Here is a 20,139-nt window from a genome sequence, read left to right on the forward strand (position 1 = left end):
CGTGGGCGTGGGGGTGGGGTGGGTGGGGGTTAGGAGGTGGGGTCGGGGCGGCCTTGGCGCCAGTAGCCCATGAAGGCGACGGCGCGACGGTCGAGGGCGCAGTCGGAGACCAGGTGGCGGCGCAGGGTACGGATGACGCCCGCCTCCCCGGCCAGCCAGGCGTAGAGCGGGGCCGACGGCGGTACGTCGGGGACCTCCCAGAGGATCGTGGTGTCCACGTCCACGTCGTCGACCGGCGCACCGTCGGCCGCCCCGGCGCCGGCCATCGCCCCGGCGACGGCCACGGGCACGCCCGGCTGTGGGGTGGACTGCTGGTGCTGGCCACCGCCTGACGCGGCGAGCAGGTCACGGGCCGCGTCGGCGACGGCGCCGATCAGCCGGTCACCGTGCGGTGCGCCGTTGCGGGGCAGCCAGATGACCTCGACGCCGGGGGGCGCGACCAGCGGCAGGACGTCCGCCGCGTCGGGAACCTCCAGCAGCACCCGGCCGCAGGCGTCCAGCGGCAGCCGCTCGCAGATGCCGCTGATCGCCGGGACCGCCGTCTCGTCCCCGGCCAGCAGCAGGCACCCGGTCGACGGCGGGCGGAACTCCAGTCCACCGTGGTCGCCCTCGTAGCCGGCGTCCGGCCCGGCGATGGCGATCTCGTCGCCGGGGCGGACCTGCTGCGCCCACCGGCTCGCCGGGCCACCGTCGCCGTGCAGCACCAGGTCGACGTCGAGTTCGTGCAGGTGCGGCCGGACCGCTCGGGCGGTGTAGGTGCGGATCGGGTTGCGCTGGTGCTCCGGCAGCGCCCGCCACTGCGCATACCAGTCGGGGCCCTGCGGCAGGTAGACCGCCCGCTGGCCGGGCAGCGGCAGGGCCAGCTTGATCCGCTGGTCGTAGCCGTTGTCGGCGAAGCGGTCCAGGTCCGGGCCGGTGAAGGTGACCCGGACGAAGGACGGGCTGAGCCGGCGTACCGCGCGGATCTCGACGGAGAACAACCGCCACGGTGCGACGGGCAGGGTGTTGGTCATGCTGCCTTCCAGGGTGCGGGCCACGCGGACCGGTTACCGGGACTGAGGGGCTGAGGCACGCGAGCGCCACAGCAGCCAGACGAAGTACGGGGTGCCGATCAGGGCGGTGACCAGACCGGCGGGGATCTGTGCCGGGGCGATCACGGTGCGGCCGAGGGTGTCGGCGACGCTGACCAGGGCCGCGCCCAGCAGCGCGGCGACCGGAAGCACCCGGGCGTGTCGACCGCCGACCAGGGCGCGGGCGGCGTGCGGGGCGACCAGACCGACGAACCCGATCACGCCGACGGCGGAGACCGCGGTGGCGGTGAGCAGCGCCGCCGCGCCGAGCGCGACCAGTCGGGTGCGTTCCAGCCGGACTCCGAGCACCCGGGGGGTGTCGTCGTCCAACGCCATCAGGTCCAACTCGCGGCGGGCGGCGACCACGGCCGGGGTGAGCACCAGCAGCGCGATCGCCACCGGCAGCACCTGGGTGGCGGTACGGCCGTAGGTGGAGCCGGACATCCAGGTCAGCGCCTTGCCCGTGTTCCACGGGTCGTGCGAGACGATCAGGAAGGTGATCAGGGCCATGCCGCCCTGCCACGCCCCGAACCCGATCAGCACCAGCCGATCGGAGCTGAGCCCACCGCGCCACGCCACGCCGTAGACCAGGGCGAAGGCGAGCATCGCGCCGAGCCCGGCCATTCCGGAGACGGCCCAGACGCTGGCCAGCGGCACGAAGGTGATGAGCGACACCGCGCCCAGTCCGGCGCCGGCGGTGATGCCGAGGATGCCGGGCTCGGCCAGCGGGTTGCGGCAGACCGCCTGCACGGTGGTGCCGGCCACCGCCAGTGCCGCGCCGGCCAGCAGGGCGGCGGCGACGCGAGGCCATCGCTGGTCAAGCACGAAGGTGTACGCCGGCCCGGTGTTGCCGTTGACCCAGTTGACCAGGTCACCGAGGAGCACCCAGGTGTCCCCGGCCAGCATGCCGACCACCACCCCGACGGTGGCGACCGTGGCCACCACGACGACGACGGTGCGGTGGAAGGCGGCCGAGCGGACGGCGGCGTGACCGCCCGGCGGTCGGCGGGTGGGGCCGGCGTCGCGGTGCCGTCGGGCCAGCCAGATCAGGATGGCCGCGCCGAGCAGGGTGGTCACCACGCCGGTGGGAATGTCGACACCGGCCTGGGCACCCATCGCGGCCCGCAGCAGCACGTCGGAGCCGAGCACGATGACCATTCCGGCGATGCCGGAGAGCGGCAGCAGCACCCGGTGACGGTGTACGCCGGGCACCAGCGGCCCGAGCAGCCGGACGATCACCGGCGCGCAGAGGCCGACGAATCCGACCGGCCCGGTGAGGGTGACCGCCGCAGCGGAGAGCAGGACGGCCAGCACAGTGACGATCAGCCGGGTACGCCGCACATCGAGACCGAGCACGGAGGCGGTGTCGTCGCCGAGGGCGAGGATGTCGAGGCGGTGGCCGAGCAGCATCAGCGCCACGATGGCGAGGCCGATGATCGGGGCGAGCTGGGTGAGCGCGTTCAGGTCGCTCTGCACCAGCGAACCGTTGCCCCAGGCGAACAGGCCGATGGTGGCCTGCTCGAAGAGCAGGAGCAGCAGCATGGACACCGAACTGAGCGCCAGTGCGGTGGCCGAGCCGGCGAGGATCAGCCGGGTGGTGCCGGCCTGCCCGCCGGAGGACATCGCCATCACCAGTCCCGCCGCCGCGAGGCCGCCACAGAAGGCGAGCCCGCCGGCGGGCAACGCGGGCAACGCGATGCCGAACGCGGCGACCGAGACGATGGCCAGGTGGGCGCCCGCGTTGACGGCGAGGGTGTCCGGCGAGGCCAGCGGGTTGCGGGCGATGGACTGCAGGGCCGCACCGGCGAAGCCGAGCGCGACACCGATGGTCAGCCCGGCGAGCAACCGGGGCATCCGGGAGGCGACGAGCACCCGTACGGTTTCGTCGTCACCGCCGGTGAGCAGGCGCAGCAGGTCGAGCGCGCCCACGGCGGAGGTGCCCTGGGTGAGGTGTACGACGGCGACCACGAGCGCCAGCGCGGTGGCCGCGATGAAGGCCCCGACGATGCGGGTACCGGGGAGGCGTCCGGCCGGAGCCGGCCCGAGGGCCGACTCCGAACGCGGAGGCGCGGACAGCTCGGTCACACCGCGTAGGTGTTGACGAACTGGTCGATGTACTGCTTGGCGGAGAGCGGCCCGCCGAAGGTCCAGATGCCGTCCGGCATCCGGTGCAGGTTGCCCTGCTTGACGAAGGGCAGCGACTTCCAGATCGCGTTGTCGGCGAGGCCCTCGGCGAAGACGTCGGTGCCGTCCGAGGCGTTGTAGAAGAAGTGCAGGTCGGGGCTCTTGAGCCCGGTCAGGCCCTCGACGTCGGTCTGGCCCAGGCCCCATACCTCGTCGACCTTGCCGGTCCAGGCGTTGGTGAGGCCGAGCTGGATGCCGAGCTGGGAGACGAAGGCACCCTGGCCGAACATCCGGATGCTGACGGTACTGCCTTCCTTCCAGCCGTCGGCGATGGCGAACGGCTTGCCGGCGGCACCGGCGTCGGCGATCTTCTTCTTGCCGTCGGCCAGGGCGGCGTCGAAGTCGGCGAGCAGCTTCTCCGCCTCGGCGGTCTTGCCGACCGCCTTGGCGATCATGTTGAGGTCGGCGCGCATCCGGCCCACGTTGTCGGTGGCGTCGCTGCTCTTGGTCACCAGCACGGGGACGTACTTCTCCAGCTGGTCCAGCAGGGCGGCGCCGCGACCGTCCGAGACGACCACCAGGTCGGGGGCGAGGGCGACGATCGAGTCGACGCTGGGTTCGCCGCGGGTGCCGACATCCTTGACCGCGGGGTCGAGCTTGGCGGCGGTCACCCAGGTGGCGTAGCCCTTGGGGTCGGCGACACCGACCGGCATGACGCCGAGGCTGACCAGCATCTCGACCTCGCCCCACTCCAGGCCGACGACCTTGGTGGCGGGGCTGTCGAGCTTGATCTCCTTGCCGCGGCTGTCGGTCACGGTGACCGGTCCGCCGGCGGCGGAGGCGGAGGGTGCGGGCTCGGCGGTGTTCTCGGTGGTGCCGCAGGCGGCCAGCAGCAGCGCGGTGGCGGTGGCGGCGACCAGGGCGGTGACACGGGTACGGAACATGGTGTTCTTTCTCGTTGCAGGACCGGTCCGGGTTCAGACCGGGATTCGGGTCAGGTGACGTCCCACGGGGCGGGTGGTCACCAGACCGGTGAGGGGATCGGTGGCGACCTCGATGCGAATGCCGTACGTCTCGGTCAGGTCGGTCTCGGTGAAGACCTGCGCCGGGGTGCCGGTGGCACGGATCCGGCCGTTGTGCAGCAGGACCACCTCGTCGGCCACCGCGGCGGCCTGGTTGAGGTCGTGCAGCACCACGCCGACCGCGACGCCGTGCTCGTCGGCCAAGTCGCGCATCAGGTCGAGGATCTCGATCTGGTAGCGCAGGTCGAGGAAGGTGGTGGGTTCGTCGAGCAACAGCACCGCGGTGTCCTGGGCCAGGCAGGTGGCCAGCCAGACCCGCTGGAGTTCGCCGCCGGAGAGTTCGTCGACGGGCCGGTCGGCCATCGCGGTCACCCCGGTGACCGCCATCGCGCGGGCGATCGCGGCCGGGCCCTCGGGGTCGTCGGTGCGCCAGCGGCCCCGGTAGGGGTGGCGGCCGTAGCCGACCACATCACGGACGGTGACGCCGTTGGGCACCGGTCGGCTCTGGGCGAGCAGGGTGACCCGGCGGGCGAACTCCTTGGCCGGCAGGCTGGCCGCGGCGATCCCGTCGGCGCAGACCACCGTGCCGGTGTCGATCGGGTGCAGCCGGGCCAACGCGCGCAGCAGGGTGGACTTGCCGCTACCGTTCGGGCCGACGAGGGCGGTCACCTTTCCGGCACGTAGCCCGATCGAGGCGCCGTGAACCACTGCCGTACCGTGATATCCCAGGCAGAGGTCGACGCCACGTAGGCGCTGGTCAGCGTCGTTCGACGCCAGTCCGCTCGACATGCGGTTAGGTTAACCTAACCTAACTTCGTGTCAAGACGCGGACCCCCTTCACGTCCCGCGGGGCCCTGTCCCGGTCGGAGAACATCGATGCCGCCGACCGACTCCGACCCCCTTCGGTCGCCGGCCGGACACACTCGGCAACCCTCGCTGCCCACACCTGCGAAACCGCCCCTCGGGGAACGCGAAAACGTACCGGGGTGGGACGACAGATCGACACGAGCGGCGGTAGCGTTGCGCGTCATCGCCGCCGGGTCGCCGGTGCGCCGATCCGCGATCGTACGGAGGATGAGGCATGTCCATCGGCGAGGAGCCGTACGCCATCCGCGACGACCTGGCCTCACGGCCGACCTTCGAGGTGACCCTGCGCGGTTACGAGAGAAAGCAGGTCGACCGCTATGTGGAGCAGTTGGACGGTCAACTCAGCACGGTCTCGGCCGAGCGGGACCGGGCCCTGGGGCGCGCTCGGGAGCTGACCGCCAAACTCCAGGCGGCCCAGGCCGAGGTCGCCGATCTGCGGCAGCGACCGGCGCAATTGGACAAGGCGACCTTCCAGGATGTGGGCCCGATGGTCGGCCAGATCCTGGACCTCGCGGAGAAGCAGGCCGCGGCGATCATCGACACGCACACCCAGCGGGCCAACAAGCTGCAGGCGGAGGCGGAGAAGACCCTCGCCAATGCCCGGGAACGCACCGTCAAGGCGCTTGCCGACCTCGAAGAGGAGCTCGCCGCCCGCCGCGCCGAGCACGACAAGAAGTACGAGGAACTCCGGGCGGCCGCCGATGCCGAGCTGGCGGAGAGCCGGGAGCGGGCCGACAAGCTGCGCGCCGACGGCGAGGCCGCACACGAGCGCGCCCAGCAGGAGGCCCACCGCATCGGGGAACAGTGCCGCCAGCAGGTGGAGCAGGCCCGCGCGGCGGCGGAGGCGTTGACCACCTCCGCGCGTACCCAGATCCACCAGGAGATCCAGGCGGCCCGGTCGAAGAGCCAGCAGGAGCTGGCCCAGCGGCGAACGGCCGTCGAGGAGGAGCTGGCCGAGCGGCGCGCCGCGGCCGAGGAGGATCTGGCCGAGCAGCGCGCGACCGTCGAACGCGAGCTGGCCGCCCAACGCAGCGCCGCCGAGCAGCGGGTCAGCTCGATGATCGCGGACGCCCAGCAGTACTCCGCGGAGATCCGCAAGCGCGCCGACGAGCAGGCCGCCGAGGTCCGCAGGCACAGCGACGAGCAGGCCGCAGCCGCCGAGGAGCACCTGCACGCAGTGCAGCTGGAGATCGGCGAGCAGCAGGACGCGTTGGCCGGGGTGCGGGAGGAGCTGGACACCGCCCGCCGGCAGCTCGACGAGACGCGGCGGGGCAAGGAAGCCACCGAGGCCGAGCTGACCGGGCTGCGGCAACAGCTGGAGGAGACTGTCCGGGATCTCGCGGCGGAGAGCCAGCGACTGGACGAGGTGCGCCGGGCCGTCGAGGCCGCCGAACGGCACGCCAAGGAGACCCGGGCGCGGGTGCAGCGGGAGGCCAAGCGGGTCGCCGACCTCGCCGCCGCAGCCGTGATGGCCGCTGCGGCCGGTGGTGGCGAGACCGCCGAGTATCCGATGGTCGGTGCCCGCACCGGGCACCGACCGCCGACCCCGGCACCGGAGTCCGAGCCGATCGTGCCCGACGCCACGGCCGAACGCGGTGCCCGCGAGGCGACCGCGGGTGGCGCCGGGGCCGACGGCCAGCCGACGCCGGGGACGGCTGCTGAGACCCGCCCGGCCCCGCCGAGTCTGGAGGCACCCGGCGGCAGCGAACCGGCCGTCGAGGGCGATCGGGCAGGGCAGGCGCACCTCGGGCCGACCGTACCGATGCCGACCGCCGCGCTGGCGCGGGCCGAGGCGGCGCTCGCCGGCGGTCCGGCGGGCATCAACTGGTTCGCCGGGCAGCCCGAGGACCAGGAGGACGACGCGGCCGATCGCGCGCCGCAGCCGTCGACACACTGATCACGAGCCCGGCCCTACGCCGCTGTGGAGCGTGGGGCCGGGCGTTTCGCGCCTCCGGCACCGCTGAACGTGCTCGGCGCGTCAGGCGTCCGCACGATGGTCACCGGCGGTGCACGGTGCCAGAATCGCCCCATGCGGCGTGCGCTCGTCGGCCGGGACGAGGTATTCGACCAGGCCTGGCGCTCGCTGGGCGAGCCGGGGCAGGTGCTGCTGGAAGGCCCCGCCGGCATCGGCAAGACCGCGCTGTTGCGGGCGCTGACCGCCGAGGCGGCCCGGTCGGGTTGGCTCGTGCTCTCCTGCGCGCCGACCGAATGCGAGGCCGAACTCCCCTTCGCCGCCCTCGCCGACCTGCTCCGCCCGCTGGCCGACCTGGCGGCGGAGCTGCCGCGTCCGCAGCGCATCGCCGCCGAGACGGTCCTGGTCACCGGCGACAGCGACGAGACGATCGACGAACGCGTGATCGGGGCGGCCACCCGGTCGCTGCTGGAGGCGGCGCTCGCCTCGGGCCGGCCGGTGCTGCTGGCCGTGGACGACGCGCCCTGGCTCGACCGGCCGAGCGAACGTGCCCTGCGGTTCGCCCTGCGCCGGGTCGGCCCGGGACCGGCCACCCTGGTCAGCAGCCGCAGCGCGAGCGGGCCGGCGGTGCCGGCGGCCCCGCTCGGGCTCGACGCGGGTTCCGGCCGGCTGACTCGGCTGGAGGTGACGCCGCTGGGTGTGAACGCGCTGCATCATGTCCTGCGCGAGCGGGTCGGTGCCGGTCTCGACCGCCCGCTGCTGGCCCGCATCGCCCGGGAAGCCGGCGGCAATCCGCTTGTCGCCATCGAGGTGGCCCGCGCGGTGCAGCGGCTGCCGAAGCCACCGGAGCCGGCACAGGAGCTACCTGTCGCCTCGTCCATGCATCAACTCCTCGCCGACGTGCTCGCCGAACTGCCGGCCCGGTGCCGCGACGCCGTCCGGCTCGCGGCGCTGCTCAGCGTCCCCCTGCTGCGGGACCTCACCGCGGCGGGCGTGGGGCCACGCGCGTTCGACGCCGCCGAGGAGGCCGGGCTGCTGGCGGTGACACCGGCCCGGGTGGAGTTCACCCATCCGGTGTACGCGGCGGCGGTGCGGGCCGGCATTCCGCCCGGTGTCCGCCGAGGGCTGCACCGCAGGCTGGCCGGGGTGGTCGCCGACCCCGACGAACGGGTACGCCAGCTGGCCGCCTGCACCACCGGGGCCGATCCGGTGGTGGCCGACGCCCTCGCCGCAGCCGCCGTGCGGCAACACACCCGAGGTGCGCCGGACGCGGCGGCGAACCTCTACGAGGCAGCCGCGCGGCTGACCCCGGCCGACGACCGCCCCACCCTGGGGCAGCGGCTGCTGGCGGCGGCCCGGTGCCGGTTCGACTGTGGCGACCATCCGGGTGCCCGGACGGCCGCCGATGAGGTGGCCGCCAGCTTCACCGGTCACGTCCGCGCCGAGGCGCTGCTGCTGCGCGCCGTGGTCGCATGGAGCGCCGACGAGCCGGGCGGCACCGCGCTGGCGGCCGCCGGGCGGGCCCTGGCCGCCACGCAGCCCGATTCCCTGCTCGCCGGCCGGATCCACGCCCACCTGGCCCTCTTCGTCGACCTGCCGGACCCGGCGCGTACCCACGCGGAGTCGGCCATCGCCCTGCTCAGCGGCCCGGGTGGGGACCGGGAACTGCTGGCCGCGGCGCTGCTGCACCTGTTCAACAGCGAGGTACGCGCCGGTGCGCCACCCCGCACCGAGTTGCTCGACCGGGCACTGGCCATGGAAGGGCCGGAACCGTCCTGGTTGGCGGGCACCATCCCGGCGGTCTGGTGGAAGGGGATCGACGATCCCGACCGGGCCCGGGATCGGCTGACCCGGCTGTTGGACCGGGCGGCGGCGCGCGGTGACGAACCCTCCCAGTACGAACTGCTCAAGCATCTCGGTGAGACCGAACTGCTCGCCGGACGCTGGTCGATGGCGCAACGGCACATCGCGGCGGCCCGTGACCTCGGTGAGCTGCTGGGCACCGAGTTGACCGCGGAGACCTGGCTGACCGGGCTGCTCGACGCCCTGCGGGGGCGGCTCGACGCGGCGGCGCAGGTGGCGGAGGCGGGCGTACGCCTGGGCGAGGACCTCGACGACGACTGGTGCCGCCGGATCCACCTGCAACTCGGCGCGTTCGTCGCGCTCTGCGCCGGCCGGGTCGCCGACGCGGCGGCCGGTTACGGTCGGCTGGCCGCGTTGGTGGACCGGATGGGGCTGGCCGAGCCGTTGGCGCAGCGCTTCGAGCCGGACTGGATCGAAGCGTGCGTGGCCGCCGGTGATCTCGCCACCGCCCGCGTCGCCCTGCACCGGCTGACCGAACGGCACCGCCGCCTGCCGCGACCGTGGACGCTGCTGGGCCTGGCCCGCAGTCGTGCCCTGCTGGACAGCGCCGAGGGCGGGGACCCGTCGGCCGCCCTCGACGACCTCGCCGCCGCCCGCGCGGCGGTGGCGCCGCACGTGCTGCCCCTGGATCGGGCCCGCTGCCTGCTGGTCGCCGGAGTGGTGCATCGGCGGCTGCGCCGTAAACGCCCGGCTCGGGAGGCGCTCACGGCGGCAGCGGCCGAATTCGACGCGCTGGGCGCGGCGGCGTTCGCCGCGCGGGCCCGGGCGGAGGCGGCCCGGCTGGGTGGGCGGCCCCCGGCGCCGTCGGCGTTGACCGCCACCGAGGAGCGGGTGGCGCGGCTCGCCGCGCTCGGACGGACCAGCCGCGCCATCGCCGACGAACTGTTCGTCAGCCCCAAGACGGTGGAGACGAACCTGTCCCGCGTGTACCGCAAGCTGGGCATCTCCCGACGGGCCGAACTCAACGCGGCACTGGCCCGGGTCAGCGCCGACGCGGTATCGGCCGGCGGCCACAAAGGCTAGGGAAACACCGGATTCCTTCCCCGGGGGGCGGCCGTACCGTCGAGTGCACCCCGACTGTCGCAGGTGCTGATGCGCAGCGCTGCCGGCCGGGCGGAGGAGGGGGAACGGACCGGTGCGACGACTGATTCTGCCTGTGCTGCTCGCGACGGCGCTGGCACTGACCGGCTGCGGCGACAGCGAACCGGCGACACGGGGCGCCGGTCCGGACGCCGGGTCGGATGCCGGTTCGGACGCCGATCTCGACCTGCCCGTCGACGGTGCCGACGCGGTCCGGCCGGCCTGCCCCTTCACCGCCGAGCAGGTCACCGGGATCGTCGGCCAGCAACTCGACGACAAGGGCAACTGCAGCTTCGGTGACGGCATCGCCCTGCTCACCGTGACCACCGCGTCGCGGGTCGCCGGTGAGATGACCTACGACTACCAGCGCCAGCAGGCCGACCAGATCTACCAGTCGGTGACCGACCTCGGCGTCGGCGACAAGAGCTACCTGGCGGTGAAGGACATCGAGGCGGAAGCGGTGGTGATCAACGGGGCGGGCAGCTTCACCGTGACGCTGAGCAGCTTCCAGCGTCTCGGCGCTGAGCCCGACGGATATGCCCAGGCGATGCGCAAGCTGGCCGACGCCCTGCCGAACTGAAGCCCCGACGAAGGAGACACCGTGCGGCACCTGACCTCCGTCGCCCGACTCGCCGCGGCGGCCACCGTTCTCACCGTCCTGGCCGCCTGCGGCGGTACGGAGCCTGCGGCGGCACCGCCGGCACCGGCGCAGCCGTCGGAGCCCGCGCCACCGACCGAGGCCACCGAGGCACCGGAGCCCCCCGCCGCGGCGCCGGTCGACGCCTGCGCGCTGGTCTCGAAGGAGGATGCCGAGAAGCTGGCCGGTACGCCGCTGGATGACCCGCTGCCGAGCGGGGAGACCTGCTGGTTCACCGGGCCCGTCTCGGGGCCGGTGGCGCAGGTCGAGGTGCACGTCGGCGACGGGGCGAAGAAGATCCTGGACATCGACCGCGACCTGAAGCACGAGTTCGAGACGCTGTCCGGCATCGGGGACGAGGCGTACCTCGAGGAGGGGATGGTCTTCGTCAACGTCTCCGGGGTCTGGGTGGCCATCCGGCTGGTCCGCACCGACGACATGGCCAAGTACGACGAGCGGCTGACCGAGTTGGCGCGGACGGTCGCCGGCCGGCTCTGATCCGCCCCGGTCGGTCACGCCGGGCGGTCGGTCACGTCGGGTCACTCTCGGTGGTCTCGTGCTGCGCGTCGAAGCGTTTCCGGATCACGCCGCTGGCTTCCTCTTCGTCACAGCCGAGGCTGCGCAGCAGGTCGGTGGCGACGGTACGGATCTGCGCCACCACCACGCTGCCGGAGAAGCCGACCCCTTCGGCGTACGCCTCGGCGGCCCGGTCCACCGCCTTGAGGATCAGCTGTTCGGACCGGTCGGTGTGACGCCCGCTCTCCGCCTCGACCTGGAGCAGCGCGAGGGCGTCACCGAAGTAGTGCACAGCGGCGGCCAGCCCGGGTGGCACCGGCTCGTCGTCGCGGATCGCGGTGGCCGCCCGGCGCAGCATCTCCTGGCCGCCTCGGATGGCCAGGGCGAGGTAGCGGGTGCCGCGTTCGTAGTGCTCGAACTCGCTGCGCCGGTGCCACCGCGCCGGTGAGATGGCCACCGCCTCCCCGGCTCCGGAGACCGCGTCGTTGAGCAGTTTGAGCTGCGGGTCCAGGCCGCCCAGGGCGTCCCGGGCATGTGCCACGGCCGGGTAGTCACCGTGGGAGATGCCCTCCGCGGCGTCGTGCAGGTGCTGGATCAGGGCAGCGAAGAGCGGACGCGCCGCCCGCTGGATGATCCGTACCGGGTTGACCGGCAGGACGGCGACCACCACCACGGCGGTCACCCCGCCGATCACGGCGTCGACGATGCGGGGCACCTCCAGTCCGCGCTGCACCGGTGCCAGCGTGGCGATCAGCACGGCGGTGCCGCCGGCCTGGGTGACCACCTGTCCGCCCCGGCTCAGGCTCAGCGCGAGCAGGATGGCCAGGGTGACCACGGTGCCGGTCTGCCAGGGGCCGGTGCCGATGACCGCGATCAGGGCGTCGCCGACCAGCAGCCCGGCCAGCACGCCGAGCAGCAGTTCGACGGTACGCCGGGTGCGTCGGCCGATGGCCGCGGCGATGGTGCCGACGGCGGCGGTGGGGGCGAATACCGGTGACGGATGGTGCAGCAGGTTGTGCGCCACCCACCAGGCGAGCGCGGCGGCCACCCCCGCCTGCACGGCGAGGATCGCGTACAGCTCCAGGGTCCGTCGCCGCTCCCGCCAGTCGGCCCGGACGCTGAGTGCGGCAACCGTGCCCGCGACCCGGTCCCTCGCCGAGCCGGCGGCGCCACGCGCCCAGCTCCCGATCCGCTCGCCCGCCGCCACGCGGCCGACTACCCCGACGGGCCACGCTCATTCACACCGCCTGTTCCCGAACGCGTCGCACATCCAGGCGACACGGCCGAATTGCGAACTGCCGTGCCACCTGCACAGAAGCCCTTTACATCGCGGTACGTCGATTGACAAAGTTCATGATCCCAACTTATTGTGCGAGCCGGCCGGATGTTGCCGGCGGTCCGGTGACACGCGGCCAGCCACCCGTCGACACCATCACCACACGAGGAGCGTCATGGCCGGGCTGCGCGGCACACTACGAAGGACACGATGGCGACTGGGCGTGGTCGGCGCCGGGGTCGCCGCCCTGCTGGCCGGGGTCGGGTTGGTCAGCGCGGGCGCCGCCCACGCGGCGGCCGGCTGCCGGGTGGTCTACTCCGCGCCGAGCCAGTGGCCGGGCGGTTTCACCGCGAACGTCGACCTGACCAATCTCGGCGACCCGCTCAACGGCTGGCGGCTGACCTGGACCTTCCCCTCCGGTCAACGGGTGACGCAGGCGTGGAACGCCACCGTCACCGCCGCCGGTAACGACGTCACCGCCGCCAACGTCAGCTACAACGCGGCGCTCGGCACCAACCAGACGGTGTCGTTCGGCTTCAACGGCTCGTGGTCGGGCAGCAACACGGCCCCCACCTCGTTCGCGCTCAACGGGGTCACCTGCACCGGCAGCGTCGGCCCGACCACCCCTCCCCCGACCACGCCGCCGCCGACCGACCCGCCGCCGACGACCCCGCCGCCGACCGGTGACGCGATGGCCTACGTGGCCGCGATGCAGCCGGGCTGGAACCTCGGCAACACCTTCGACTCCGTCGGTGACGACGAGACCGCGTGGGGCAACCCGCGGGTCACCGAGGCCCAGTTGGACGCCATCCGGGCGCAGGGGTTCAACAGCATCCGGATCCCGGTCACCTGGAGCAACCGGCACGGTCCGGCGCCGTCGTACACCATCGACCCGGCCTGGCTGAACCGGATCAAGGAGGTCGTCGGCTGGGCCCTGGACGACGGCTTCTACGTGATGATCAACCTGCACCACGACTCGTGGCAGTGGATCCACGAGATGCCGACCAACCGGACGACCGTACTCAACCGGTACAACGCGCTCTGGACCCAGATCGCCGCGGCGTTCCGGGACGCCTCACCGAAGCTGCACTTCGAGAGCGTCAACGAGCCGCAGTTCGCCAACAGCTCCGGTGACGCCCAGAACGCGCAGCTGCTGCACGAGCTGAACGTCAACTTCCACCGGATCGTGCGCGCCTCCGGTGGCAACAACGCCACCCGGATGCTGGTCCTGCCGACCCTGCACACCTCCTCCGAGCAGGCCCGGATCAACGAGCTGACCACGACGATCAACCAGCTCAACGACCGCAACCTGATCGCCACCGTGCACTTCTACGGCTACTGGCCGTTCAGCGTGAACGTCGCCGGCGGCACCCGCTTCGACGCCACCACCCAGCAGGACCTCGTCGACGCCTTCGACCGGGTCTACAACGCCTTCGTCACCCGAGGCATCCCGGTGGTCATCGGCGAGTACGGCCTGCTCGGCTTCGACCGGCACACCGGCACCATCCAGCAGGGCGAGAAGCTGAAGTTCTTCGAGTACTTCGGCTACTACGCCCGGCACCGACAGCTCACCACCCAGCTCTGGGACAACGGCCAGCACTTCAACCGGACCACCTTCGTCTGGCGGGACGCGGAGCTGATCAACCAGATCAAGTCGAGCTGGACGACCCGCTCCGGCACCGCCTCCTCCGACCAGGTGTACGTGCCGCGTACCGGCTCGATCACCGCCAGGACGCTGACCCTCAACCTCAACGGCACCACCTTCTCCGGTCTGCGTCAGGGCAGCACCGAGCTGGTCCGGGGCACCGACTACACCGTCTCCGGCAACCAGCTGACGCTGACCGCCAGCGCGTTGACCCGACTGGTCGGCAACCGGGCGTACGGCGTCAACGCCACCCTCCAGGCGCGCTTCTCGGCCGGCGTACCGTGGCGGATCGACGTGATCAGCCACGACCCGCCGGTGTTGTCCAACGCCACCGGCACGACCGCCTCCTTCGCCATTGCGACCCAGTTCCGCGGCGACCAGCTCGCCACCATGGAGGCGCGGTACGCCGACGGCAGCAACGCCGGACCGCACGACTGGACGTCGTTCAAGGAGTTCGACGTCACCTTCTCCCCCGACTACACCGGCAACCGGATCACCCTGACCGACACCTTCTTCGGTGAGGTACGCGACGGCAGCCCGGTCACCCTCACCTTCCACTTCTGGAGCGGTGCCCAGGTGACCTACCGCGTCACGAAGTCGGGCACCAGCGTCACCGGCCAGGCCGGCTGACCCGCCGCGCGCCACCGGCCTCCCCGGCCGCCGCCTGTGGGGTGCCCGGCCCTCCCCCGGGGTCGGTGGCGCGCACCGGTCATGATTGGTTCATGATCCGATTCGTACTGAACGTGCTCTGGCTCATCTTCGGCGGCGGGCTCGTGCTGGCGATCGGCTACGGCATCGCCGCTCTGATCTGCTTCGTCCTCGTCGTCACCATCCCCTTCGGGGTGGCGTCGCTGCGGCTGGCGTCGTACTCGCTGTGGCCCTTCGGCCGCACCCTGGTCCCCAAGCCCGGCGTCGGTGTCGCCTCCGGCGTCGCCAACGTCATCTGGGTCGTGCTCGCCGGGTGGTGGCTCGCCCTGTCCCACATCGTCGCCGGCGTCAGCCTCTGCCTCACCGTCATCGGCATCCCGTTCGGGGTGGCCAACTTCAAGCTCGTCCCGGCCGCGATCTGGCCGCTGGGCCAGGAGGTCGTCCCCGCGCCGTAGGCCCGAACGACACAGCCGTCGCACGGAGCCGGGGCCGCTGGTTTCCCGACGACCCGAGCGGTTTCCCGGTTCGCCTGCCCGCCGGGCCGTCGCGAAGCGCCAGAATCAGCAGATGGACCGGGTACTGGCGGGGATCGCCGCGCTGCCGCCGTTGGTCGTGCTGGCTCTGGTGTTCCTGCTGCCCGCGCTGGAGTCCTCGACGCTGCTGGGGCTGCTCATACCCGGTGAGACCGTCGTGCTTGTCGGCGGCGTGGTGGCTCACCTCAGTGGGTTGCCGCTGTGGGCGGTGATCGTCGCCGCGGCCGTCGGGGCCTGCCTCGGCGACCAGGTCGGCTACCTGCTGGGCCGCCGGTACGGGCCCGGGGTGCTGGCCCGCGCGCCGGCCGTGCTCCGTCGTCGCCTCGACCTGAACCGGGCCCGACGCCTGGTCGCCGACCGAGGAGCTGTGGCGGTGGTGATCGGCCGGTGGGTGGCCGTGCTGCGGGTGCTGGTGCCGCTGGTGTCCGGTGCCAGCGGCATGCGGCGCAGCACGTTCGGCTGGGCCAACGTCACCGGCGGGCTCCTCTGGGCGGTGGCGGTGGCGACGCTCGGTTACCTCGGCTCGGCCTCCTACCGCTATCTGGAGCGGGAACTGGGCATCGGCACGTACACGCTGCTCGCCGTGATCGTGGTGCTCGCCCTGCTGGCGTTCTGGCGGCACCGCCGGCGGGCGCACTGACCGAGCCCACCCATTGTCAGGCGGGCGGGCTCACCAGAGGGTGGACCAGTAGTCCCAGAAGCGGACCAGGATGGCCAGCATGATCAGCACGTACCAGGCGACCAGGATGAGGCTGTGATAGCCGGCGAGACCGGAGAGCCGGGCCAGCGGCGACGTCGGCGCGACCGCGCCGAGGTTACGCAGGCTGGTGTAAAGGAAAATCGCGATGGTGACGACCCAGACCACCATGCAGTACGGGCACAGCGCCGAGATCACGTAGAGGCTCTGGTAGATGAGCCAGTGCACGAAGACGACGCCGAGGGTGGCCCCGGCCTGCAGGCCCAGCCAGCACCAGCCGGGCAGCCGCACCCGGGCCAGCAGCAGGACGCCGAGCGTGGTGACCACGGCGAAGCCGGCGATGCCGAGCAGTGGGTTGGGAATGCCGAAGGCGGCGGCCTGCGGCGTGGTCATCACCGAGCCGCAGGACAGGATCGGGTTGATGCTGCAGGTGGGCACGTAGTCGGCGTCGGCCAACAGGTTGATCTTCTCGACGGTCAGGGTGCCCGCGGCGAGCAGTCCGATGCCGCCGCCGACGGCCAGGACCCAGGCGGTGACCCGGGCGACGAATCCGGCCTGCGGCGTCTCGGGACGGCGGGCGACGGTGGCGGTCACTGGGCGAGCGCGGCGTCGATGGCGGCGACCATGTCCGACTGGGTACGGACTCCGGTCAGCTCCCGGCCGTTGAGGAAGAAGGTGGGAGTGCCCCGCACCCCGACGGTCTCACCGTCGGCCCGATCCGCGGCCACCCGTTGGGCGGTGGCCGGAGCCTCCAGGTCCTGCCGGAAACGGTCCACGTCCAGGCCGAGATCGCGGGCGTACCCGACGAACCTGTCGGTCTGCGCGGTGCTCTGGTGTCCCCACTGCGCCTGGTTCTCGAACAGCGTGGCGTACATCTCGGGGAACCGGCCCTGCTCGGCGGCGGCCTGCGCGGCGCGGGCGGCCAGGTCGGCGTTGGGGTGGCTGGCGATCGGGAAGTAGCGCACCACGAAGGTGATCCGGTCCTGGTAGGTGTCCAGGATCTCGGTGATCGACGGGTAGACCGCGCCACATGCCTCGCACTCGAAGTCGAGGAACTCCACCAGGGTGACCTTGCCGTCGGCCGCCGTGCTGAGCCGGTGGCTGTCGTCGCGGACCAGCACGGCCGGGTCGACCGGCGCGCCGCTGGCGGCGGGCCGGTTGGTGTTCCGGTTCACGGCGATCACAACGATCATGGCGAGGATGAGCACTAGGATCATCGCCAGGGTCAGTCGCGTATTCCTCGTCATGCCGGAGCCAGCCTTTCGGTGCGGGTGCGCCCCATGCTGGCCGGGTTTCCTGTCAGCTTCCTGAAAACCACGCGCCTCAGCTGAGTGACAGCCCGCGCCGCCGGCCCCGCACCGGGCGGTCGTGGCTCCGCCCGGATGTCACCAGTGCGCGCCGTGGCACACGTCTTCGGCGTCCTGCGGCTCCACCTGGAGGGTGGCGTGCTCGATGGCGAAGCGGTCGTGCAGGATCTGCCGGGCGCTGCTGAGCACCCGGCCCAGGTCCGCCCCGGCCGTCAGCTTCAGGTGCGCCGAGGCCACCTCCATGCCCGAGGTCAGGGTCCACACGTGCAGGTCGTGCACGTCGGCGACGCCGTCGAGGGCGCGCAGTCCGGCCCGTACCTCGGCGATGTCCACGTGTGGCGGCGCGGCCTGGACGAGCACCCGCAGGGCGGCCCGGCCCAGCTTGTAGGTGCGGGGCAGGATGAACACGCCCACCGCCACGGCGACGATCGGGTCGGCGTACCACCAGTCGGTCACCGCGATCACCACGGCGGCGACGATCACGCCGACCGAGGCGAGCAGGTCACCGAGGACCTCCAGGTACGCCCCGCGCACGTTGAGGCTCTCCTTGGAGCCGGAGCGCAGCAGCAGGAACGCCACGACGTTGGCGACCAGACCCGCCACGGCGACGATCAGCATCGGGCCGACCAGCACCTCCGGCGGTTCGTCGAACCGGCGTACCGCCTCGACCACCACGTAGACGGCGACCCCGAACAGCAGCACCGCGTTGGCCAGTGCCGCCAGCACCTCCATCCGGTACAGCCCGAAGGTGCGTTGGCCGTCGCGGGAGGCCTTGCTGGCCGCGGTGATCGCGGCGAGGGCCATGCCGATGCCGAGCACGTCGGTGAACATGTGCCCGGCGTCCGACAGCAGCGCCAGCGAGCCGGTCACCCATGCTCCGACCGCCTCCACCACCATGAAGACGGCAAGCAGGGCGAAAGCCGCCCACAACCGCCCACGGTGCTTCTCTCCGGCGCGCAGCACCTGCTGCCCGTGGTCGTGCCCGGCACCCATCGTGCGACCTCCCGCCCAGCCGTCGGCGATCAACATATGCGGGCATTGCAATAAGTGCAACTTTAGTGGTCGGTGGGCGGCCGGTACCGCGGTTCGCGCAAATTGCTGCGGGGCCGGCCCCGGCGTGACCAGCATGGTCACGCCGGGACGTCAGTGCGCGCCGCGCAGGTTGAGCAGGACGACGCCGGCGATGATCAGACCGACCCCGACCACCTTGGTGACGGTCAGCGGCTCACCGAGCACTGTCGCGCCGATGGCCACGATCGCCGCGGTGCCCAACCCCGACCACAGGGCGTACGCGACACCGACCTCGATGCCCTTCACCGCCTGGGCGAGCAGCGCGAACGCCGTCAGGTAGGCCACGGCCAGCCCGAGCGTCGGCCACAGGCGGGTGAATCCCTCGGTGGCCTTGAGCAGGCTCGTGCCGGTGACCTCGGCGGCGATAGCGAGCAGCAGGAAAACGTACGCCACCATGCACTCCGTTCCACTGCGGTTGAGCCGACGGCTGTCACTGTGCCGGTCGGGCGCGGCGAACACCAGCGGCGCGCCTCGTCACCGGGCCCGCAGGTTCGCCCGCAGCGCACCCAGGATGACCCCGGGCCTGGCCAGCGAGTTCGGGTGCTCGCACAGGGACACCACGTCGTTGAACCGGCGGGCGGTGGCGATGTCCGTGATCGTCGCGTCGACGATCTGCCGGCTGACCCAGCGGGAGAACCGGTAGCCACGCGGGTACGGACCGTCGACGTGCGGCAGGGCCAGGTCGGCGGAGGTCGACATCGACCACGCGGCGTCGACCACGACCTGCTGCAGGGCCAGGAACTCGCGGGCCGGCTGCCGCAGATCCGGCCCGGTGCGCAGGTACGTCGACAGGCAGGCGGCGTGCAGGGCAGCCGCCGTGATGCCCTGCCCGTACACCGGGTTGAAGGACGCGACGGCGTCGCCGACCGGGACCAGCCCGGCGGGGAAGCGGCTCAGCCTGTGGAAGTCCCGCCGCCGGCTGTCGGCGTGGCGGTAGGTCTGCACATCGCCGAGCAGTTCGCTGTCGGCGACCTCGTGGAACTCGGGCGGGAACTCGCGCAGCCGGCGAACGAAGTCCTCGGGCGTGCGGCCCGGACGATTGTCCGCGTACCCGGCCATCATCGCCATCCACCTGCCGTCCTCGATGGCGAAGAACGCCGCCCCGGCCACCGCCGCCGAGGTCCGCGGGCTGTTCAGCGCCAGCACGACGGTGTGCTGCGGCTTGTCCTCCCGCCGCCGGAACAGCGCGGTGGCGTAGTTGAGGTGCACGCTCATCCGCCCCATCTCGGGCCGTTCCCAGCCCGCCTGCTCCAGCCAGTCGGAGAGCCGGCTCGACCGGCCCATGGCGTCCACCACGAGATCCGCGTTCTCCGTGCCGGATGCGCCACCGGCCTCGTAGCGGACCCCGGTGGTGACGACGCCGTCGAAGACCAGACCGGTGGCGCGGGCGGTGATCGTCTTGACGTTTGGCAACCGCAGGACCTGCTGCCGGATCAGCCCTTCCAACAGCGGCCGGCTGCCGGCCAGGCTGTCGGCGTCGTCCGGCACGACGATCTTCAACCGCCCGTCGAGGTAGGAGCGGCGGGCCTCGGGCGGCGCCTCGATCGCTCCCTGGGCCACGGCCTGCCTGCCGAACCCGGGGAAGAGCCGCTCGAGTTGCAGGAAGCCGCCCGGCAGCAGGGCATGCAGTTGCGTCCCCTGCGGAACGCCGGGCCGGTGGCCCGGGACGTGCAGGTTGTCCCGATCGATGACGACGACGCTGTGCGCGTGCTCCGCCAACGCCCGCGCGGCCAGCAGACCGGCGACACTGCCGCCGAGCACGACGGCCTTGTCGATGAACGGCGACGGCTGGTCGAGAGGTCGCACCGCGTTCAACGTGGCGAAGACCTGGGCCGGAGAGAGGGACATGGGCTCTCCAAAGAGGGGTCCGG

Annotated in this window: 17 protein-coding genes; 7 read left to right on the forward strand and 10 right to left on the reverse strand. The window is 72.4% G+C overall.

The window, feature by feature from the left end; all coding sequences use genetic code 11:
- Positions 1-29: 29 nt before the first annotated feature.
- From C1A38_RS08220 to C1A38_RS08235, 4 genes are read right to left on the reverse strand one after another with little or no spacing between them, the layout of a single operon-like run.
- Complete coding sequence (locus tag C1A38_RS08220; protein ID WP_102657321.1) at positions 30-1,013, reverse strand: siderophore-interacting protein; 984 nt, start codon at positions 1,011-1,013, stop codon at positions 30-32.
- Between the two features lie 33 nt (positions 1,014-1,046).
- Entirely contained in the window at positions 1,047-3,155 is a 2,109-nt protein-coding gene (locus C1A38_RS08225) for an iron ABC transporter permease (RefSeq protein WP_233196705.1), read from the reverse strand.
- Positions 3,152-4,138, reverse strand: a complete 987-nt coding sequence (locus C1A38_RS08230; RefSeq protein WP_102657237.1) for an ABC transporter substrate-binding protein — start codon at positions 4,136-4,138, stop codon at positions 3,152-3,154. The genes C1A38_RS08225 and C1A38_RS08230 overlap by 4 nt, the downstream gene beginning before the upstream one ends.
- A 33-nt stretch (positions 4,139-4,171) precedes the next feature.
- Complete coding sequence (locus C1A38_RS08235) at positions 4,172-5,005, reverse strand: ABC transporter ATP-binding protein (protein WP_102657238.1); 834 nt, start codon at positions 5,003-5,005, stop codon at positions 4,172-4,174.
- Between the two features lie 292 nt (positions 5,006-5,297).
- Between C1A38_RS08235 and C1A38_RS08240 the strand changes: the two genes are divergently transcribed.
- From C1A38_RS08240 to C1A38_RS08255, 4 genes are all read left to right on the forward strand, one after another.
- The gene (locus C1A38_RS08240; RefSeq protein WP_102657239.1) at positions 5,298-6,980 is read left to right on the forward strand and encodes a hypothetical protein; all 1,683 of its coding nucleotides are present in this window, start codon (positions 5,298-5,300) and stop codon (positions 6,978-6,980) included.
- 132 nt (positions 6,981-7,112) lie between these two features.
- A complete protein-coding gene (locus tag C1A38_RS08245) occupies positions 7,113-9,881 on the forward strand; it encodes a helix-turn-helix transcriptional regulator (RefSeq protein ID WP_102657323.1) in 2,769 nt (922 codons plus the stop codon).
- A 112-nt stretch (positions 9,882-9,993) separates the two neighbouring features.
- Positions 9,994-10,518, forward strand: a complete 525-nt coding sequence (locus C1A38_RS08250) for a hypothetical protein (protein ID WP_146017483.1) — start codon at positions 9,994-9,996, stop codon at positions 10,516-10,518.
- Positions 10,519-10,539: 21 nt separating this feature from the next.
- Positions 10,540-11,073 (forward strand): DUF3558 family protein, encoded by a 534-nt coding sequence (locus C1A38_RS08255; protein ID WP_233196706.1) that lies wholly within the window; start codon positions 10,540-10,542, stop codon positions 11,071-11,073.
- Between the two features lie 31 nt (positions 11,074-11,104).
- Here the strand turns inward: C1A38_RS08255 and C1A38_RS08260 are convergent, their stop codons facing one another.
- On the reverse strand, positions 11,105-12,298 hold the full coding sequence (locus C1A38_RS08260) for an FUSC family protein (RefSeq protein ID WP_102657241.1): 1,194 nt from the start codon (positions 12,296-12,298) through the stop codon (positions 11,105-11,107).
- A gap of 244 nt (positions 12,299-12,542) precedes the next feature.
- Here C1A38_RS08260 and C1A38_RS08265 point away from each other — a divergent pair, with 244 nt between their 5' ends.
- The 3 genes from C1A38_RS08265 to C1A38_RS08275 all read left to right on the forward strand — a co-directional run bounded on the left by C1A38_RS08265 (position 12,543) and on the right by C1A38_RS08275 (position 15,833).
- Complete coding sequence (locus C1A38_RS08265; RefSeq protein WP_102657242.1) at positions 12,543-14,642, forward strand: cellulase family glycosylhydrolase; 2,100 nt, start codon at positions 12,543-12,545, stop codon at positions 14,640-14,642.
- Positions 14,643-14,734: 92 nt separating this feature from the next.
- Positions 14,735-15,115, forward strand: a complete 381-nt coding sequence (locus C1A38_RS08270; RefSeq protein WP_102657243.1) for a YccF domain-containing protein — start codon at positions 14,735-14,737, stop codon at positions 15,113-15,115.
- 112 nt (positions 15,116-15,227) lie between these two features.
- On the forward strand, positions 15,228-15,833 hold the full coding sequence (locus tag C1A38_RS08275) for a DedA family protein (protein ID WP_102657244.1): 606 nt from the start codon (positions 15,228-15,230) through the stop codon (positions 15,831-15,833).
- Between the two features lie 30 nt (positions 15,834-15,863).
- Here C1A38_RS08275 and C1A38_RS08280 read toward each other — a convergent pair whose 3' ends face one another.
- From C1A38_RS08280 to C1A38_RS08300, 5 genes are all read right to left on the reverse strand, one after another.
- Complete coding sequence (locus C1A38_RS08280; RefSeq protein WP_102657245.1) at positions 15,864-16,484, reverse strand: vitamin K epoxide reductase family protein; 621 nt, start codon at positions 16,482-16,484, stop codon at positions 15,864-15,866.
- Entirely contained in the window at positions 16,481-17,137 is a 657-nt protein-coding gene (locus C1A38_RS08285) for a DsbA family protein (RefSeq protein ID WP_102657246.1), read from the reverse strand. The genes C1A38_RS08280 and C1A38_RS08285 overlap by 4 nt, the downstream gene beginning before the upstream one ends.
- Positions 17,138-17,275: 138 nt before the next feature.
- Positions 17,276-18,190: a cation diffusion facilitator family transporter gene (locus tag C1A38_RS08290; protein WP_102657325.1), complete on the reverse strand. Its 915-nt coding sequence runs from the start codon at positions 18,188-18,190 to the stop codon at positions 17,276-17,278.
- A 150-nt stretch (positions 18,191-18,340) separates the two neighbouring features.
- Positions 18,341-18,661 (reverse strand): DMT family transporter, encoded by a 321-nt coding sequence (locus C1A38_RS08295; RefSeq protein ID WP_102657326.1) that lies wholly within the window; start codon positions 18,659-18,661, stop codon positions 18,341-18,343.
- A gap of 81 nt (positions 18,662-18,742) precedes the next feature.
- Positions 18,743-20,116 carry an FAD-dependent monooxygenase family protein gene (locus C1A38_RS08300; RefSeq protein ID WP_102657247.1) on the reverse strand — a complete coding sequence of 458 codons (1,374 nt, stop codon included), beginning with the start codon at positions 20,114-20,116 and terminating at the stop codon, positions 18,743-18,745.
- Positions 20,117-20,139: the final 23 nt, after the last annotated feature.

The organism is Verrucosispora sp. ts21, assembly GCF_002879555.1.
GTDB classification, from domain to species: Bacteria; Actinomycetota; Actinomycetes; order Mycobacteriales; family Micromonosporaceae; genus Micromonospora; species Micromonospora gifhornensis.

What these genes read in the sequence shown, in the direction of transcription:
- C1A38_RS08220 (WP_102657321.1), bottom strand. Translation starts at nt 1,013, where the DNA reads ATGACCAACACCCTGCCCGTCGCACCGTGGCGGTTGTTCTCCGTCGAG.
- C1A38_RS08230 (WP_102657237.1), bottom strand. Translation starts at nt 4,138, where the DNA reads ATGTTCCGTACCCGTGTCACCGCCCTGGTCGCCGCCACCGCCACCGCG.
- C1A38_RS08235 (WP_102657238.1), bottom strand. Translation starts at nt 5,005, where the DNA reads ATGTCGAGCGGACTGGCGTCGAACGACGCTGACCAGCGCCTACGTGGC.
- C1A38_RS08240 (WP_102657239.1), top strand. Translation starts at nt 5,298, where the DNA reads ATGTCCATCGGCGAGGAGCCGTACGCCATCCGCGACGACCTGGCCTCA.
- C1A38_RS08245 (WP_102657323.1), top strand. Translation starts at nt 7,113, where the DNA reads ATGCGGCGTGCGCTCGTCGGCCGGGACGAGGTATTCGACCAGGCCTGG.
- C1A38_RS08265 (WP_102657242.1), top strand. Translation starts at nt 12,543, where the DNA reads ATGGCCGGGCTGCGCGGCACACTACGAAGGACACGATGGCGACTGGGC.
- C1A38_RS08270 (WP_102657243.1), top strand. Translation starts at nt 14,735, where the DNA reads ATGATCCGATTCGTACTGAACGTGCTCTGGCTCATCTTCGGCGGCGGG.
- C1A38_RS08275 (WP_102657244.1), top strand. Translation starts at nt 15,228, where the DNA reads ATGGACCGGGTACTGGCGGGGATCGCCGCGCTGCCGCCGTTGGTCGTG.
- C1A38_RS08285 (WP_102657246.1), bottom strand. Translation starts at nt 17,137, where the DNA reads ATGACGAGGAATACGCGACTGACCCTGGCGATGATCCTAGTGCTCATC.
- C1A38_RS08290 (WP_102657325.1), bottom strand. Translation starts at nt 18,190, where the DNA reads ATGGGTGCCGGGCACGACCACGGGCAGCAGGTGCTGCGCGCCGGAGAG.
- C1A38_RS08300 (WP_102657247.1), bottom strand. Translation starts at nt 20,116, where the DNA reads ATGTCCCTCTCTCCGGCCCAGGTCTTCGCCACGTTGAACGCGGTGCGA.